The sequence below is a fragment of the Paenibacillus spongiae genome (assembly GCF_024734895.1).
Lineage (GTDB): Bacteria > Bacillota > Bacilli > Paenibacillales > Paenibacillaceae > Paenibacillus_Z > Paenibacillus_Z spongiae.
Genome location: NZ_CP091430.1, coordinates 1,757,506 through 1,772,899, shown reverse-complemented (window position 1 = coordinate 1,772,899; position 15,394 = coordinate 1,757,506). Strand labels below are relative to the sequence as shown.

Sequence of the window (15,394 nt, the reverse complement as noted above, 5' to 3'; positions counted from 1 at the left end):
TATGCTCCGGTTATCGCCGGCATGAACGAATTCGTTTCAGCGATAGCCCAATCGCATCTTTAAGCTTGCGATAACCGAGCTTCACCCGGTTCGTAGAGCTTAGCTTCATCGATGAACCCCACCCGTCGTAACGCGCATCATAATGCGAGATAAGCCGGTACAGCTCGCGGACCCGCGCGTTAACCGTATCGAGCAGCACGTTGTCATACCGGCTGATCACAAGCGGATACGGGTAGCCTGTATCCGGTTCCCCCTCCTTCTCCCGTTCGATCAGATACCCCAGATTTTGCAGCGATTGCTCCATCTCCTGTCTGTCCTCGGCTTTCCGGAACAGAAGCCAATGATACACGTTGCGCGGTTGTTTAATATCATCTCCCTTGTGAATGAGGGCATAGATCATATGCGCGTTGTGAACGTACAGCTCTTCCAGCTGATCCGGCAGCATGTACCGGTAGAAGGACCATTCGGGGTCCGCTTTGACATATTCCGTCACTCGAAACGACCAGCTGCCTTCCATCCACTTCCGAAACCGATGAGAATCGAAAAGGTCCGTCTTGCAGTAGAAGTAAAATTCAAGCCGGTTCACCGTATTGATTCTGCCGATATAGAGAGCGGAGAACGTTTCGGAAAGCCAGCCCTCCAGCTTGGCTTCGAACCGTTCAAGCTGTGACACCAGCGCTTGCTTGGTCCGGTTGTTTCGCAGAATCATATATAGATTCACGGTAACGGACAATAAATCGCCGTGCTCCGGCAAAGGAGCCTCCCCTTTATAGCCGATATTAACGAGGACGCGCATCTGCTCCGATTCCGTCCGCCGTTCGTAGAAGCCCCAATCGTCTGCCATGATGCACCTCTTGTCTGTTGGAATTTGGTTATACGAAATAAAACCTGTTGTGTATCCACCATTATAACGTTATCGTCCGACAATATACTAACACATTTGCGAGAAAAGCTAAAAACCGCCAAGGTCATTAACCTTGACGGTATCAATTGCGGACAGTCTTCAGGAAAGCAGAGCATCGATGGAATAGTCGCCTGCACCGGCAATCGCGACGCTTACCGCAATCGCAATAATGATGAGATTATATTCAAAGCCGTTCTTCGTCGCCCACAGCCCGTTCGCGCCATGCACCTTCACGATGGCAACGATCATCGGAATGACGATCAAGATTGCGGCAAACCATGTGAACAACCCGAGCGCGAAAAGAAGTCCGCCTGCGAATTCGCCTACTGCAGCTGCCAGAGCCATCAGCATTGCCGGGCGCATGCCCATCGATTGCAGCCATCCGGCCGTACCCTTCAGCCCCGGGCCGTCAAACCACCCGAACAGCTTCTGAGCGCCATGAGCGGCGAATAATAGTCCGAGCACGACCCGGATCACAAGCAAACCTGCACTTACACTTACCATGTTATTTCTCCCCTTTATTTTGGTTTGTCGATCGCTCAACGAAAGTAATTATACGAAATAAACTTACTTTTGTAAAGTACATATATTTACTATTGTTATGAAGTTTTTTTACGTTATTACTTCCATATCAGATTCGCGTTGTGTTACAATAGAGTTACCGATAGAGGGGTGATACCAATGGATTATTCCCATATGTGTCCAAAGTACGAAATGGCTGCCGAACTTCTCGGCAAGAAGTGGTCCAGTTTAATTATTTATGTGCTGCTAGGGGGCCCTAAGCGGTTCAAGGAAATTAAAGAGCAAATTCCCGATATGAGCGATAAGATGCTGACAGACCGCATGAAGGAGCTGGAGCATTGCCAAATTCTTAAACGCAATGTGTACCCGGAGATGCCTGTCCGGATTGAATATGAGCTTACCGAGAAGGGCCAAGCACTCAAACCCGTCATTGAATCCATTCAATCATGGGGCGAACAATGGTGCTAAGCTAAGCAGCTCAACCCCGTGCAGGACCTGAGGTCCATACACGGGGTTGTTTTCGTATCCGCCGCGCGTTAGCGGGCCGCTGCCAAATCAAGAAAAGAAGCCTCCATTACCGCCTGTTAACAGCGGTAATGGAGGCTTCTATGCGTATTACATGCCAAGCCAAGATTTGAACAGATGCTTGGTCGTATCTTTGTTGATCGCTGCGATTGAAGTGGTCAGCGGAATGCCTTTCGGGCAGGAGCGCACGCAGTTTTGCGAGTTGCCGCAGCCTTCGATGCCGCCGTCATCCATCAGCGTCTCAAGACGCTCTTCCTTGTTCATCTCGCCTGTTGGATGTGCGTTGAACAGACGAACCTGCGAAATCGCCGCAGGGCCGATAAAGCTGTTGCGGTCGTTGACGTTCGGGCAAGACTCCAGGCAGACGCCGCATGTCATGCACTTGGACAGCTCGTAAGCCCATTGACGCTTCGTCTCCGCCATGCGGGGTCCGGGACCCAGGTCGTAAGTGCCGTCGATCGGAATCCAGGCCTTCACGCGCTTCAAGGCGTTGAACATCCGCTCACGGTTAATGACAAGGTCGCGTACAACCGGGAACGTGCTCATCGGCTCCAGCTTGACCGGCTGCTCCAATTGATCGATCAGCGCGCTGCATGCTTGACGAGGCTTGCCGTTAATGACCATCGAGCAGGCGCCGCATACTTCTTCCAGGCAGTTGGATTCCCAACATACCGGTGCCGTCGCCTGTCCGCTCCGCGTCTTCGGATTGCGCTGAATTTCCATCAGCGCACTGATCACATTCATATTCGGACGATATGGAATTTCAAACTCTTCCGTATAAGACGGCTTATCGGGGCCGTCCTGACGCGTAATGATGAGTTTGACCGTTTTTGATGCAACTGTCGTTTCCGCCATCGTTATTCTCCTTTCTACTTGTCCTTCGAGTAATCCCGTTTACGCGGCTTGATCAACGAAACGTCGACATCCTCATAGGAGATTGTCGGACCATCCGGAGTCCATGTCGCCTTCGTTGTTTTGAGGAAATCCTCGTCGTTACGATCCGGGAAATCCGGCTTGTAGTGTGCGCCGCGGCTTTCGTTCCGCATCAAGGCGCCCAGCGTCATCGCCTCGGACAGCTCGATCATATTCCACAGCTGGCGCGTAAACGCGACGCCCGCATTGTTCCAGCGTGCTGTATCGTTAATGTTAATGTTGTTGTAGCGCTGCTTAAGCTCTTTGATTTTGCCGATCGTTTCTTCCAGCTTCTTGTTGAAGCGGACGACGGTCATGTTGTTCGTCATCCATTCCCCGAGCTCCTTATGAAGCACATAAGCATTCTCGGTTCCGTTCATCTTCAAGATGCTTTCGTATTTGTCCGTTTGGCGCTTCTTCTCGCGGTCGTATACGGAAGACGAAATATCATCAGCCGATTTCTTCAGCCCTTTAATATATTCAACGGCCTTCGGACCGGTAATCATGCCGCCGTAAATTGCCGACAGAAGCGAGTTGGCTCCCAGCCGGTTGGCGCCGTGATACTGGTATTCGCACTCGCCGCAAGCGAACAATCCGGGGATGTTCGTCATCTGATTAAAGTCGACCCACATGCCGCCCATAGAGTAATGGACCGCCGGGAAGATTTTCATCGGAATTTTACGCGGGTCGTCGCCCATGAACTTCTCGTAAATTTCAATGATGCCGCCGAGCTTGACGTCAAGCTCCTTCGGATCTTTATGCGACAGGTCGAGGTAAACCATGTTTTCCCCGTTAATGCCGAGCTTCTCGTCGACGCAGACATGGAAAATTTCCCGCGTCGCGATATCGCGCGGAACCAGGTTGCCGTATGCCGGGTATTTCTCTTCCAGGAAGTACCACGGCTTGCCGTCTTTATATGTCCAGATCCGGCCGCCTTCGCCGCGCGCCGATTCGGACATGAGGCGCAGCTTGTCGTCGCCCGGGATCGCCGTCGGGTGAATTTGAATGAATTCGCCGTTGGCGTAATGAACGCCCTGCTGATAGACGGCGCTTGCGGCCGTACCCGTGTTAATGACCGAGTTCGTCGTTTTGCCGAAAATAATGCCGGGGCCGCCCGATGCAAGAATAACCGCATCGCCGGATATCGTAACGACTTCCATGGAACGCAAATCTTGCGCCGATATGCCGCGGCATACGCCGTCATCGTCCAGAACCGCGCCAAGAAACTCATGATGCTCGAATTTCGTTACAAGTCCCGCGGTCTCCCAGCGGCGAACCTGCTCGTCGAGCGCATACAGCAGCTGCTGGCCTGTTGTTGCGCCGGCGAATGCCGTACGGTGGTACTGCGTACCGCCGAAACGGCGGAAATCGAGCAGACCTTCCGGCGTACGGTTGAACATGACGCCCATCCGGTCCATCAAGTGAATAATGCCCGGCGCCGCTTCGCACATCGCCTTGACCGGCGGTTGGTTAGCCAGGAAGTCGCCGCCATAAACCGTATCGTCGAAGTGCTCCCATGGGGAGTCTCCTTCCCCCTTCGTGTTGACGGCGCCGTTAATGCCGCCTTGCGCGCAAACGGAGTGCGAACGTTTAACCGGTACGAGCGAGAACAGGTCGACGTGCATGCCCGCTTCCGCTGCTTTTATCGTAGCCATCAAGCCGGCAAGACCGCCGCCGACGACAATCACTTTACTTTTTGCCATATCGATTCGCTCCTTATCTTAAAGCCTAAACGAGATTCGCCCATGCCAGAGCGGCAGAGGCTGTTTCTTTAAACTCGTCGCCGCGGAACGCTCCCAGCGACATCAGGAACATCACCGTTACAATGACGAACACGGCCATCCAAATGTAGGACGAGATGCGCTGCGCGCGCGGCCCGACCGTAATGCCCCAGCTTACAAGGAATGCCCACATGCCGTTACTGAAGTGGAACACCGCGGAAACAACGCCGATAATGTACAGGATGAAGAAAAGCGGGTTGTTTGCAATGTCGTGCATGACGCCGCCAAGCTCTTCGTGCGATACATTGCCGATCATGACTTGGAAGCGCGTCTGGTACAAGTGCCAGAATACGAAGATGAACGTGATAACGCCCGATATGCGCTGCAGCGTAAAGGCCCAGTTGCGCCCATATTGGAAGCGTCCTGTATTCAAGTTCGATTGGTAGGCGATATACAAGCCGTATACGCCGTGAAACAGCAGCGGCAGCCAGATGCCGAACAGCTCCAGGAAGAAGACAAGCGGCAGCCCGTTCAAGAAAGCTACACTGTCCTTGAATCCTTGCGGCCCGCCTTCGACAGCCGAAAAGTTCGTCAGCATATGTTCAACGATGAACAAGCTGAGCGGGATCACCCCTAGAAGGGAGTGAATCTTGCGCGATAAGTACGAATTTCCTTTCATAACATCTGCGTTCTCCTTTCAATACTGTGGATAGCTTTTTCCGTCACATTTTGTCAAGACACCAAGATTCATTGTACCCCCGACCCTTTACAGCGTCAACAACATAAGATGACACATTTTAGCCACACTTCACATCATACTCCTTTTATGCTTATAATGGAATTGCTTATTATCGATTAAAAGTTATAACTTATTTGCATAAGCAGCCTGAGGAGGGCATGAGATGATCCATGAATTGAACCTGTTCGCCGTCGTCGTCGATCAATCCAGCATGAATAAAGCTTCGACGCTGCTCAATATCTCTCAGCCCGCACTCTCCCGCAAAATCGCCAAGCTGGAGGAAGAGCTGGGTGTCGAGCTGTTTCGGCGAATCGGCAAAAGGCTGGAGCTGACGAGAATCGGCCAGCTGACGTACGAATACGCGGTCGAGGTACGGCAGCAGCATCTCCGCTACCTGCAGATGGTTGCGGAATACAAGGCCGCAGGCCGTACGCTGCTTACGATCGGAGCCAGCCTAACGACGCTGCAAACGACATTGCCCGACTTGCTTCACGCCTTGACGCAGCGGAGCCCGGAGCTGGACATTAAGGCCATTACCGGCAAGACCCATGAAATCGTCACCCTTGTCCGGGAGAAGAAAGCCGACGTCGGCATTGTCGCCTCCCAAATCGACGATCCGTCGCTAACCTGCATCCCGCTGTTCGACGATCACCTTATTCTCGTGCTGCCCCGCAATCATTTCATTATGGAGAAAGGGCTGCCTGAAATTCACGATCTGAACGGCATGCCGATGATTCTCTTCTCCAAGGGAACCTGGTACCGTATATTGACCGACGAGCTGTTCGAGAAATACCGGCTGCTCCCCGACGTTCGGATGGAGATCGATTCCTTCGAAGCGATACTGAGGCTGCTCCATACATGCCGGGCCGGAACCCTGCTCCCGAAATCGTATTTGCGGCCGCAACTGCTGGCGGACAATGATCTTACCGTCGTCTCCATACGCGAGCTTGAGGGAACGAAGCGGACAACGTCGCTCATCCATGCCGAACCGGAAAGCCTTAGCCCGACCGTCCGGCTGTGGGTCGAAGAGCTGTCTACCTTTTATAAACGCACTTAGCGCCGGGCAAAGCACTCCCTGCCAATATAATGAGAAAGGACAGCAGCCGCGAAACGCAGCCCTGTCCTTTATTGTTGCCATTTTTCACATCTGAATCCGCTTCTTTCATTAAATAGATGAATTGGCGAATTATTAAGAAACGGATTCCTCGAATTGCTCGATCTGATTGTTCGTTCCGATGACGACCATAATATCTTTCTCCGCAAGCACGTCGGTCGCTGCGGGAGCGATGATGATGCCGCTCGGTTTGTTGATCGCGACGATGCTGCAGCCGAACCGCGCGCGCGGATTAAGCTCCTGCAGCGATTTGCCGTTCAGGCACCGGGGGACCGCCAGCTCGGCGATCGTATATTCCTTGGACAGCTCGATATAATCAAGCAGGTTCGGCGATACAAGCTGATGCGCAACCCGAATCCCCATGTCCCGCTCCGGGTATACGACGCGGTCGACGCCGATCTTCTCCAGCACCCGCCCATGCAGCTCGCTCATCGCCTTCGCCACTACTTTCTTCACGCCCAAATCCTTAAGCAGAATGGCGGTCAGAATGCTTGCCTGAATATCGTCGCCGATAGCCACGACGCCGCAATCGAAATTGCGGGCGCCGAGCGAACGCAGCACTTCTTCATCGGTGGACTCCGCCACGACGGCATGGGTCAGAATATGGCTCATGTCCTGTACCGCTTCCTCGTCCTTGTCGATGCCGAGCACCTCGTAGTCAAGCTCGATCAGCTCGCGCGCCAGGCTCGAGCCGAAACGCCCCAGACCAATAATAAGAAATTGATTCGTCTTCATCCGCTTCTCCTACTTCCCTATCCAATCGTAATTTTGCCTTCTGGATACCGGAACAGTTCTTTTTCTGTACGTGGGCCGAGCGCATATGCAAGCGTGAGCGGGCCCAGCCGTCCGGTAAACATCATGAGTGAAATCACTATCTTGCCAAACATCGTCAGCTCCGGCGTTACGCCGAGCGACAGCCCTACCGTGCCGAAAGCCGAGGTCGTCTCAAACAAAATTTTGAGGAAAGCCTGATCCTCCGTCGTCGACAGCAGCATCGTCACAAATATGACCAGGGCGAGCGAAAGCAATGTAATCGTCAGCGCTTTAAAGATGCGTTCGCGCCCCAGCCTCATTTTGAACATAACGATATCTTCTTTCCCCCGAATCATCGCTATGACCGCACCGATCAAGGTGGCGAAGGTGGTCGTCTTGATTCCGCCCCCCGTCGATCCCGGCGATGCCCCGATAAACATCAGAATGACGATAAAAAATTGAGTGGCCTGCCGCAGCTGCGTCAGGTCGACCGTATTTGGGCCGGCCGTCCGGGGAGCCACCGACTGAAATAAGGACGCCCATATTTTGCCGTCCCAGCCGAGTGCTCCGAGCGTGTGTTCATTCGTAAATTCGAAGATGAAGATCACGATCGTCCCGATAGCAAGAAGCGCGCCCGTCATGGATAGCACCACTTTGGAGTGCAGCGTCAGCCGCTTCTTGTTCCGGAAGTCGATGACATCGGACATGACGATAAATCCGATGCCGCCCAGAACGATGAGCAGCATGGCGACAATATTGACGATCGGATCGTTCACATACCGGGTAAAGCTGACGAACGGCGTTCCGAACTGCCCGAACAAATCGAAGCCCGCGTTGTTGAACATCGACACGGCATGCCACACCCCAAAGTAGATCGCTTTGCCTAGCGGCATATCATAGGACCAGCGGATGGCGAGCAATACGGCTCCTACGGCTTCGATCGTCAAGGAATAGAGCAGTACTTTGCGAATGAGCCGAATAATCCCTTCCATGCTGCTCTGGTTCAACGCCTCCTGCAGTACAAGCCGTTCCTTCAGTGAGATCCGCTTCCGCAATATAATGGCGAACAAGGTTGACATCGTCATGAAGCCGAGTCCGCCGATTTGAATAAGCGTCACGATAATGATCTGACCGGCTGCCGAGTAATGGCTGCCTGTGTCAACGGTAACCAGACCCGTCACGCAAGTAGCCGATGTTGCCGTAAACACGGCGTCGATGAAGGGTGTTCGCGTGCCCGCTTCGGAAGCGAATGGCATCGACAGCAACAGGCCTCCAAGCAGGATGATGAGCGCGAAGCCCGTTACAAGGATGCGAGGCGGGGACCAGTGCGACAATTTGAACAGTGAAACCACAATCAGCCTCCACCCTATATTTAGTTCTGCCTGATTTTTGGGCACAAAAAAAAGCACTGGATGCCCAATGCTGTTCGCGATGAGTCCTGTTCCATACAGCCTACGAGGTTAGCTGACGGATTCGGGCCTGGAAAGGCAGCCCTATTCGCATGCTGCGTGTGGACGCAGACGGCAAAATTCACCCCTTGTGATCCGTTCAATGCCCGCCCCGTCCTGGCAGCTTGCAGCGGATAACAATTTGGTTCCCCCGTTTTCGACTAGAAATTCGGCTGAGCTATTCAATTCGTCCCCATTATAAAGCCAGATATTAAAAACACCAAACGGAAAACATATAGAAAATGAACCGAAAAGCGCCAAATAGCCGTAGCGGACGGCAAAAATCGAAGTCATCCTTGTTTTCTCCATCGATTATCTCGTCCGCATCACGAAATAAGCGGTTACATGGATAATTTCTGCATAGAATGTTATGGTACAAGTATATTTTCCTACTTGTGCCGTATCCATACCGTTGAAGAGGTGAGCTCATGTATCTAACAGACACGCAGCCAAATTGGAAGATGTATTCGTGGTTTGCCGCCATTTGCGCCGTCATCTATTTGGTTGTCCAAATCGTACCCGTGACCGCCGACGCATTCTTTGGCACGAGCAGCCAGCAGGTTATTAAGAAAAGCGAGGCCGAGCGAGCCGCCTCTGCCTTTACGCAGAGCCAGTTTAATCAAGTGCCGGACAACACGCATGCGGTTCATCAATCGAACAGCCTGCTGTACGGCTATTTGTCCAAACAACAGCGATTATCGGATTACGAGAAACGCTATGGCGCCAAACTCCCGACGGATACCTATCAGGTGTCGGCAAGTCTGCCTGACGGGAGCACACTGTTCGTCTATGTCCATATGGAAAGCGGTGACGTCGTCGCCTGGAACCATTACAGCGAGCAAAATCATATAGCCTCTCCCCCTGATAAGGCAATGGATGCCGCGATTGCTTTCGCCGTCAGTCAAGGATTTGCCAAGGAATCGATCCAGCAAGGCAAGAAACCTCTGGCTGATGGTACGATCCGGCTGTACATCAGCGGCCAGGACTTCGACGAGGCCAAGCTGCAGCTGTCCATCCGCACGGAAGAAACCTCCAGCGGGCAGACGGTTATCGCGGGCTATAAACCGGCTTTTGTCGTGCCGGCCCACTATGAAGCCTATGTGACCGAGCAGTCCAAATTCGCATCGATGCTGTCGCTAATCGGAAGCGTTCTGCTGTCGATCGTCCTCTTTATCCTCGCGATCGTATACGGCGTGTTATACCGCCGCCATACGTCATTCGTGAGGGGATTGTTATTGACGGGCCTATTTCTCGCGTTCTACCTGGTCAATAACATGAACATGACCGACGGGCTGATCGCCAGCTTTGGGGAGGAACCGGATGCTGCCGGGTATGCAGTCGTTGCGGTCGCTATCACCTGTATCATCACCGTCGTTATGGCCGCAGCCGTCTACTTCTCCCTTGTCGCGGGCGATGGCTTATGGCGCGCGATGGGCCGTAATTTATGGCCGCGTATGGGAGAGCCCGGATATGGAACGCATGTCTGGCGCAGTATGTGGCTGGGTTATTTGACCGCCTTTATATTGCTTGGCGCGCAGACTATCATCCTGCTCGTACTGGAGAAAGCAACCGGAGCTTGGTCGACGACGGACGTCACCCAGTCGCCCTACAATTTCGCAGCCCCATGGCTGCTTCCTCTGCTCGCCTGGTGCGCCGCCATTTCCGAAGAGGCTGTATACCGTTTCTTCGGCATCGGCATATTGAAGCGATGGCTGCGCAATACGTTCGTCGCTTCGCTCATTCCGTCCGTCATCTGGGCGCTGGGGCATGTGACGTACCCGATCTTCCCGGCGACAACGCGGCTGCTGGAGCTGACCATAATCGGACTTGCATTCAGTTATGTCTTTCTCCGTTACGGCCTGGTCACGGTCATCTTCGCCCATGCGATATTCAACAGCATTATGATGGCGATCTCTCTTATGTTCATGGGATCAGCGGTTAATATCTTCATGGGCGTCATCTATATCGTGCTGCCAATCCCAATCGCAGCGATTATCCGGTACCGGCACAACAGAACGCCGGTAAGAGAGATTAAGCTGTAGTCCGTTTTCGAAGGATGCGCATCTGCTTAACCCTTCGGATTTACTTAGATAGCGCAAAAAAGGAAGAGCCCGTTGGTTCTACGGCTCTTCCTTCAGCGCTTCTATAATTTGAGCGGCGAGCTTCTCGCCGATCGACAGAGGCCGGAAATCTTCGATTTCGGCTTCTTTTATTTTTTTGATGGAGCCAAAGTGCTTCAGCAGCGCTTTGCGCCGCTTCTCGCCGATACCCGGAATCGCGTCCAAGCGGGACGCAATCATCGACTTGCCCCTCTGTTCGCGGTGGAAAGTAATGGCGAACCGGTGAACCTCGTCCTGGATCCGCTGCAGCAAATAAAACTCCTGGCTGTCTCTGGCCAGCGGAACGATAACCGGCGGATCGCCGCACATCAGCTGCGCCGTCTTATGCTTCGCATCCTTGACGATTCCGCATACTGTGATGTCAAGGCCCAGCTCATTCTCAAGCACATCGAGCGCCGCCGAAATTTGCCCGCGTCCGCCGTCGACGACGATGAGGTCGGGCAGCTGCAGCCCTTCCTTCATTACCCGTTCATAGCGCCGGCGGATCACTTCGCGCATCGTTTCGTAGTCATCCGGACCTTGTACGGTTCGAACTTTGTATTTGCGGTACTCCTTCTTGTCCGGCTTTCCATCGGTGAAGACCACCATCGCGGATACCGGATCCGTGCCCTGAATGTTCGAGTTGTCGAATGCCTCGATCCGGCGGATACCCGGCATGCCAAGCGCATGCGCCAGCCCCTCCGATGCCTTGGAGGTCCGCTGCTCATCCCGCTCGATTAGCTGAAACTTCTCGTCCAGGGCCACTTTGGCATTGTCCACCGCCATGGCGACGACATCCCGCTTACGGCCGCGCTGAGGCATGAATACTTTCACCTTCAGCCACTTCTGCAATGAGGAGCGAATTTCATCCCCTGCCGAGCCGGGGGCCGCTTCCCCGTCATCCGGTTCATTCATGTCCGATGCAGCCGGACCCGGTACATCGGGGAGCGAAGCCTCTTTATCTGCGTGCACTTGTTCATCCTTCGGCTGGTCGGCGGCCTCTTCCGGCGCCGCCGGCAGCAGGATCTCCTTCGGCAGCGCCGGATTTTCGCTATAATACTGGGTAACGAACGTCATGAAATCATCGTAAGCTTCCCCGTAATAAGGAAATAGCGTGGCACGGCGCTCGATCATTTTCCCTTTGCGCATATACATGATCTGCACGCACATCCAGCCCTTGTCCGTAGCGAACCCGAATACGTCGCGGTCCATCGCGTCCGTGAGCGTAATTTTTTGCTTCTCCATTACCGCATCGATCGCAATGATTTGATCGCGGTATTCTTTGGCCCGCTCGAACTCCATCGCTTCCGCGGCTGCCTCCATTTTCTCTTGGAGCGTCCGTTTGACTTCCTCGTGTCCGCCATTGAGAAACCGGGTGATTTCATGAACCATCGCTTCATACGTGCCCGGCTCGACTTCAAATTCACAAGGGGCGACGCATTGTCCAAGATGGTAGTACAGGCACACCTTGTCCGGCAGCGTGTTGCATTTGCGCAGCGGATACAATCTGTCCAGCAGCTTCTTCGTCTGCTGTGCCGCGAATGCATTCGGATATGGGCCGAAATATTTGCCCTTATCCTTCACGATCCGGCGGGTTACCTCCAGCTTCGGATGCTTCTCGCTCGTAATTTTGATATACGGGAACGTCTTATCGTCCTTGAGCAGCACGTTGTAGCGCGGATGATACTGCTTGATCAGGTTGCACTCCAGAATGAGCGCTTCCATGTTGCTTGATGTGACGATATATTCGAAATCGCGGATTTCCGATACCAGACGCTGCGTCTTTCCGTTATGGCTGCCGTTGAAGTAGGAACGGACCCGGTTCTTCAGCACCTTGGCCTTCCCTACGTAAATGATGGTTCCTTCCCCGTTCTTCATCAGATAACAGCCCGGTTGATCGGGAAGCAGCGCCAGCTTGTTGCGAATGTGTTCCGACGCTTGCTTGCGTCCTTCATCAAAGCCCGTAAATTGGCCTTCTTCCATCCGTCTCCCCCTCCCTAAAAGCGAAACGCAATTCTATTTGTTCATTCCCTTTGTGCTTGGAAGCTTGTTGCTCCGGTAATTAAACACATATTTGGCTTTCGATTCGGATTTGTAAATTCGATAGTCCGACTGTTTCGTGAATTCGCTTTCCCGGTAACTTCGATAACACCGGTTAAAGTCACTCCCTTTATTGTAACATAGCCGGCGCAGTTTTGCGGTATGGTCCATCGTAGCCTGCTTTTTTGTAAATCGTTGTCTCATAATTGTCACAAGGCAGCTTTACATTTATTCGGATTGTTGGGTATACTAAGGGAAGCAAAGGTCGCCCGAGGAGGAAATTGTCACATGGAGAATGTTAGAGACCCGCGCGAACACGTAAACGAAGAACCCCGCAACGACTTTTTTGACGTTGCCATCGGTTTTGGCGGTTTCTTCGGGATCATGTTCGTCGTGTTCGCAGCTGCGGTAATTGTGAAATTCATCATTTCGTAATGAAATTGAGAACGAAGCTTCGGTCGCTTTAGCGGCTGGGGCTTTTTTTCAATATGCTCCGGCTCCGGTTGACAAACACGGCTTTGACGCATACAATAGCCATACAGATTATGGAAGGAGGCTGATGTAGATATGTACAACGTTCTTATTGCAGTACCCGAAGCGTCAATCGTATATGCAGCGGTCTCTCCCGGTATGGTCCACATAGTTGGATAAACGCTATTCGAGCTTGCTGCCTTTACTTTCGTAAGGGCGTGGCAGGCGTCGGATCGTCCTTCAACGCAACCATAGCCGAAGAAACCGCATTGGTTTCTTGCGGCTATTTTTTGTGCCTCTTCGCGGCTATCTATGATGTTCTCATGCGTCCCTCTTTGTTATAGGAGGGGTGTAAGAGTCGTCGTTCGAAAGACGGATGGGGTGCTCTAGAACAGCCGCAGGGAAACCGCCTGCGGTTTTTTGTTATGCCGTTCACACCCACAAAACAAATATGAGGAGCACACCCGACACATGACATTATTAAAATTAAAGCAAGAACAGCTAGCCCGATTGACTGCCTTCGGCTGGAACGAACAGCGGGAAGCCGAGATGGGAATGTACGGAGAATATGAACCGGCACGCGTTATTGCTCAGCACTCCAACCTGTACCGGATCGTAACGGGAAGCGGCGAGCTTACGGCAGAAGTATCCGGCAAGTTTCAGTTCGAGGCGGCGGCGCGAAGCGACTACCCCGCTGTTGGCGATTGGTTAGCCGTCAAGGAGCTGCCCGGCGAATCCCGGGCGATTATCCACGCCGTGCTGCCGCGCCGCTCGGCCATGATTCGCAAAGCCGCCGGACCTATGGTCGCCGAGCAGGTTATCGGGGCAAACATCGATGTGTTGTTTATCGTCAATGCGCTCAATGATGATTTTAACTTGCGCAAAATCGAACGTTACCTGGTGGCGGCTTGGGATAGCGGCGCCACGCCTGTCGTCCTTCTGACGAAATCCGACTTATGCAGCGACACTGCCGCAAGGATCGCGGACGTTGAAGCGGTGGCGCCCGGCGTTCCGGTCCATGCCATCAGCGCACTGCAAGGAGGCGGTATCGATGCGCTTGCTTCGTATATGCGGCCAGGCAGCACGATCGGCGTAACCGGCTCATCGGGCGTCGGCAAATCGACGCTGCTGAACCGGTTGGCCGGCGAGGAGCTGCAGCAGGTACAAGGCATCCGCGAGGATGATGCCAGAGGCCGCCATACGACGACGCATCGCGAGCTGTTCCCGCTCCCGGGCGGGGCGCTGATGATGGATACTCCCGGTATGCGGGAGCTGCAGCTATGGGAAGCTGACGAGGGCCGCGAAGAGGCTTTCGCCGATATCGAGGCGCTTGCCCTCTCCTGCCGCTTCCGCGACTGCCGCCACGAATCGGAGCTTGGCTGCGCCGTCAAGGCGGCTGTGCAGGACGGCTCGCTCGACTCCCGCCGGCTGGGAAGCTACCGCAAGACCGGCCGGGAGCTTGCCCATCAAGCCCGCAAGGAAAGAGCGGTCAGCCAGCGGCTGAAGAAGAACGCGGCGAAACGACAGCCGGCCGCTGGCCGCAATGACCGCTCGGTGGAGGATTGAAGCCCGGCTTCAATCCTCTATATATCCAGCGCTTCTGCACGGAGACGGCTTCATATGCACGGTGTGGCGCTTCACCCTGCTGCACCGTATTTGGTTGGATTACAGCAGCGATTTAGCTTTCACTACTCTTGCGCTGTCGGGCGCCGTAAGAGCAGAAAACGGACTTACAGCATCTCCCTCCAGCTTGAGGCAGTGCTGTAACGCCGTTTTTGGGTCTTTCAGCTGCGTGGTCGATTATACTGCGAGCAGCCGGCACTGTACACGATAAATAAGCGCCCCGTATACCCGGTGAATCCGAGTCACGGAGCGCAAATCAGCAGCCATTATATAATACGCAGCGGAGAAGGCTATCCTTTGACAGCCCTCAGCTTGTCTCCGCAGGTTTGCGCCGGGTCCTGCTGCTTGCTGGCCGAAGCGTCGAATCGTTTGCGCTCGGTGCGGTCGATCTGCACAATACGGCCGTCATGGATGGTTATCAATACCGATCCGTATTCCAGTCCGTTGACCTGTCCGGCAATGCGCTCCAGCCATTCTTGATCCAACATCAAAGGCTTAGCCATAGCAATCTCCTCCAATCAGG

At 53.6% G+C, this 15,394-nt stretch carries 14 protein-coding genes and 1 riboswitch; of the genes, 5 read left to right on the top strand and 9 right to left on the bottom strand.

The window, feature by feature from the left end; translation table 11 throughout:
- Nucleotides 1-10: 10 nt before the first annotated feature.
- A complete protein-coding gene (locus L1F29_RS08140; RefSeq protein ID WP_258387830.1) occupies nt 11-844 on the bottom strand; it encodes a DUF695 domain-containing protein in 834 nt (277 codons plus the stop codon).
- Nucleotides 845-1,003: 159 nt separating this feature from the next.
- Entirely contained in the window at nt 1,004-1,408 is a 405-nt protein-coding gene (locus L1F29_RS08135) for a DoxX family protein (protein ID WP_258387829.1), read from the bottom strand.
- A gap of 177 nt (nt 1,409-1,585) precedes the next feature.
- On the opposite strand from L1F29_RS08135, the gene L1F29_RS08130 reads away from it, so the two are divergent.
- Nucleotides 1,586-1,894 (top strand): winged helix-turn-helix transcriptional regulator, encoded by a 309-nt coding sequence (locus L1F29_RS08130; protein ID WP_258387828.1) that lies wholly within the window; start codon nt 1,586-1,588, stop codon nt 1,892-1,894.
- 147 nt (nt 1,895-2,041) lie between these two features.
- On the opposite strand, the gene sdhB is transcribed toward L1F29_RS08130, so the two are convergent.
- The 3 genes from sdhB to L1F29_RS08115 are packed head-to-tail and all read right to left on the bottom strand — an operon-like array spanning nt 2,042 to nt 5,263.
- Complete coding sequence (gene sdhB, locus L1F29_RS08125) at nt 2,042-2,806, bottom strand: succinate dehydrogenase iron-sulfur subunit (RefSeq protein WP_258387827.1); 765 nt, start codon at nt 2,804-2,806, stop codon at nt 2,042-2,044.
- A 14-nt stretch (nt 2,807-2,820) separates the two neighbouring features.
- Nucleotides 2,821-4,566 carry a succinate dehydrogenase flavoprotein subunit gene (gene sdhA, locus L1F29_RS08120; protein ID WP_258387826.1) on the bottom strand — a complete coding sequence of 582 codons (1,746 nt, stop codon included), beginning with the start codon at nt 4,564-4,566 and terminating at the stop codon, nt 2,821-2,823.
- 25 nt (nt 4,567-4,591) lie between these two features.
- Nucleotides 4,592-5,263, bottom strand: coding sequence for a succinate dehydrogenase cytochrome b558 subunit (locus tag L1F29_RS08115; protein ID WP_258387825.1), 672 nt, complete (start codon nt 5,261-5,263; stop codon nt 4,592-4,594).
- A gap of 223 nt (nt 5,264-5,486) precedes the next feature.
- Here L1F29_RS08115 and L1F29_RS08110 point away from each other — a divergent pair, with 223 nt between their 5' ends.
- Nucleotides 5,487-6,380 (top strand): LysR family transcriptional regulator, encoded by an 894-nt coding sequence (locus L1F29_RS08110; RefSeq protein ID WP_258387824.1) that lies wholly within the window; start codon nt 5,487-5,489, stop codon nt 6,378-6,380.
- Nucleotides 6,381-6,512: 132 nt separating this feature from the next.
- On the opposite strand, the gene L1F29_RS08105 is transcribed toward L1F29_RS08110, so the two are convergent.
- Both L1F29_RS08105 and L1F29_RS08100 read right to left on the bottom strand, forming a co-directional pair.
- Nucleotides 6,513-7,172, bottom strand: coding sequence for a potassium channel family protein (locus tag L1F29_RS08105; protein ID WP_258387823.1), 660 nt, complete (start codon nt 7,170-7,172; stop codon nt 6,513-6,515).
- 17 nt (nt 7,173-7,189) lie between these two features.
- The gene (locus L1F29_RS08100) at nt 7,190-8,542 is read right to left on the bottom strand and encodes a TrkH family potassium uptake protein (RefSeq protein ID WP_373876484.1); all 1,353 of its coding nucleotides are present in this window, start codon (nt 8,540-8,542) and stop codon (nt 7,190-7,192) included.
- A gap of 82 nt (nt 8,543-8,624) precedes the next feature.
- Nucleotides 8,625-8,823: riboswitch (cyclic di-AMP (ydaO/yuaA leader) on the bottom strand.
- A 243-nt stretch (nt 8,824-9,066) separates the two neighbouring features.
- Between L1F29_RS08100 and L1F29_RS08095 the strand changes: the two genes are divergently transcribed.
- Nucleotides 9,067-10,680 (top strand): CPBP family intramembrane glutamic endopeptidase, encoded by a 1,614-nt coding sequence (locus L1F29_RS08095; protein ID WP_258387822.1) that lies wholly within the window; start codon nt 9,067-9,069, stop codon nt 10,678-10,680.
- Nucleotides 10,681-10,758: 78 nt separating this feature from the next.
- Here L1F29_RS08095 and uvrC read toward each other — a convergent pair whose 3' ends face one another.
- Nucleotides 10,759-12,720 (bottom strand): excinuclease ABC subunit UvrC, encoded by a 1,962-nt coding sequence (uvrC, locus tag L1F29_RS08090; protein WP_258387821.1) that lies wholly within the window; start codon nt 12,718-12,720, stop codon nt 10,759-10,761.
- A 345-nt stretch (nt 12,721-13,065) separates the two neighbouring features.
- Here uvrC and L1F29_RS08085 point away from each other — a divergent pair, with 345 nt between their 5' ends.
- Nucleotides 13,066-13,212, top strand: a complete 147-nt coding sequence (locus tag L1F29_RS08085; RefSeq protein ID WP_258387820.1) for a YqzM family protein — start codon at nt 13,066-13,068, stop codon at nt 13,210-13,212.
- A gap of 507 nt (nt 13,213-13,719) precedes the next feature.
- Nucleotides 13,720-14,814 (top strand): ribosome small subunit-dependent GTPase A, encoded by a 1,095-nt coding sequence (gene rsgA, locus L1F29_RS08080; protein ID WP_258387819.1) that lies wholly within the window; start codon nt 13,720-13,722, stop codon nt 14,812-14,814.
- 347 nt (nt 14,815-15,161) lie between these two features.
- Here the strand turns inward: rsgA and L1F29_RS08075 are convergent, their stop codons facing one another.
- Nucleotides 15,162-15,374 (bottom strand): YezD family protein, encoded by a 213-nt coding sequence (locus L1F29_RS08075; protein ID WP_258387818.1) that lies wholly within the window; start codon nt 15,372-15,374, stop codon nt 15,162-15,164.
- Nucleotides 15,375-15,394: the final 20 nt, after the last annotated feature.

Coding starts and splice junctions, on each gene's coding strand:
- L1F29_RS08140 (WP_258387830.1), bottom strand. CDS start 844: ATGGCAGACGATTGGGGCTTCTACGAACGGCGGACGGAATCGGAGCAG.
- L1F29_RS08135 (WP_258387829.1), bottom strand. CDS start 1,408: ATGGTAAGTGTAAGTGCAGGTTTGCTTGTGATCCGGGTCGTGCTCGGA.
- L1F29_RS08130 (WP_258387828.1), top strand. CDS start 1,586: ATGGATTATTCCCATATGTGTCCAAAGTACGAAATGGCTGCCGAACTT.
- sdhB (WP_258387827.1), bottom strand. CDS start 2,806: ATGGCGGAAACGACAGTTGCATCAAAAACGGTCAAACTCATCATTACG.
- sdhA (WP_258387826.1), bottom strand. CDS start 4,566: ATGGCAAAAAGTAAAGTGATTGTCGTCGGCGGCGGTCTTGCCGGCTTG.
- L1F29_RS08115 (WP_258387825.1), bottom strand. CDS start 5,263: ATGAAAGGAAATTCGTACTTATCGCGCAAGATTCACTCCCTTCTAGGG.
- L1F29_RS08110 (WP_258387824.1), top strand. CDS start 5,487: ATGATCCATGAATTGAACCTGTTCGCCGTCGTCGTCGATCAATCCAGC.
- L1F29_RS08105 (WP_258387823.1), bottom strand. CDS start 7,172: ATGAAGACGAATCAATTTCTTATTATTGGTCTGGGGCGTTTCGGCTCG.
- L1F29_RS08095 (WP_258387822.1), top strand. CDS start 9,067: ATGTATCTAACAGACACGCAGCCAAATTGGAAGATGTATTCGTGGTTT.
- uvrC (WP_258387821.1), bottom strand. CDS start 12,720: ATGGAAGAAGGCCAATTTACGGGCTTTGATGAAGGACGCAAGCAAGCG.
- L1F29_RS08085 (WP_258387820.1), top strand. CDS start 13,066: ATGGAGAATGTTAGAGACCCGCGCGAACACGTAAACGAAGAACCCCGC.
- rsgA (WP_258387819.1), top strand. CDS start 13,720: ATGACATTATTAAAATTAAAGCAAGAACAGCTAGCCCGATTGACTGCC.
- L1F29_RS08075 (WP_258387818.1), bottom strand. CDS start 15,374: ATGGCTAAGCCTTTGATGTTGGATCAAGAATGGCTGGAGCGCATTGCC.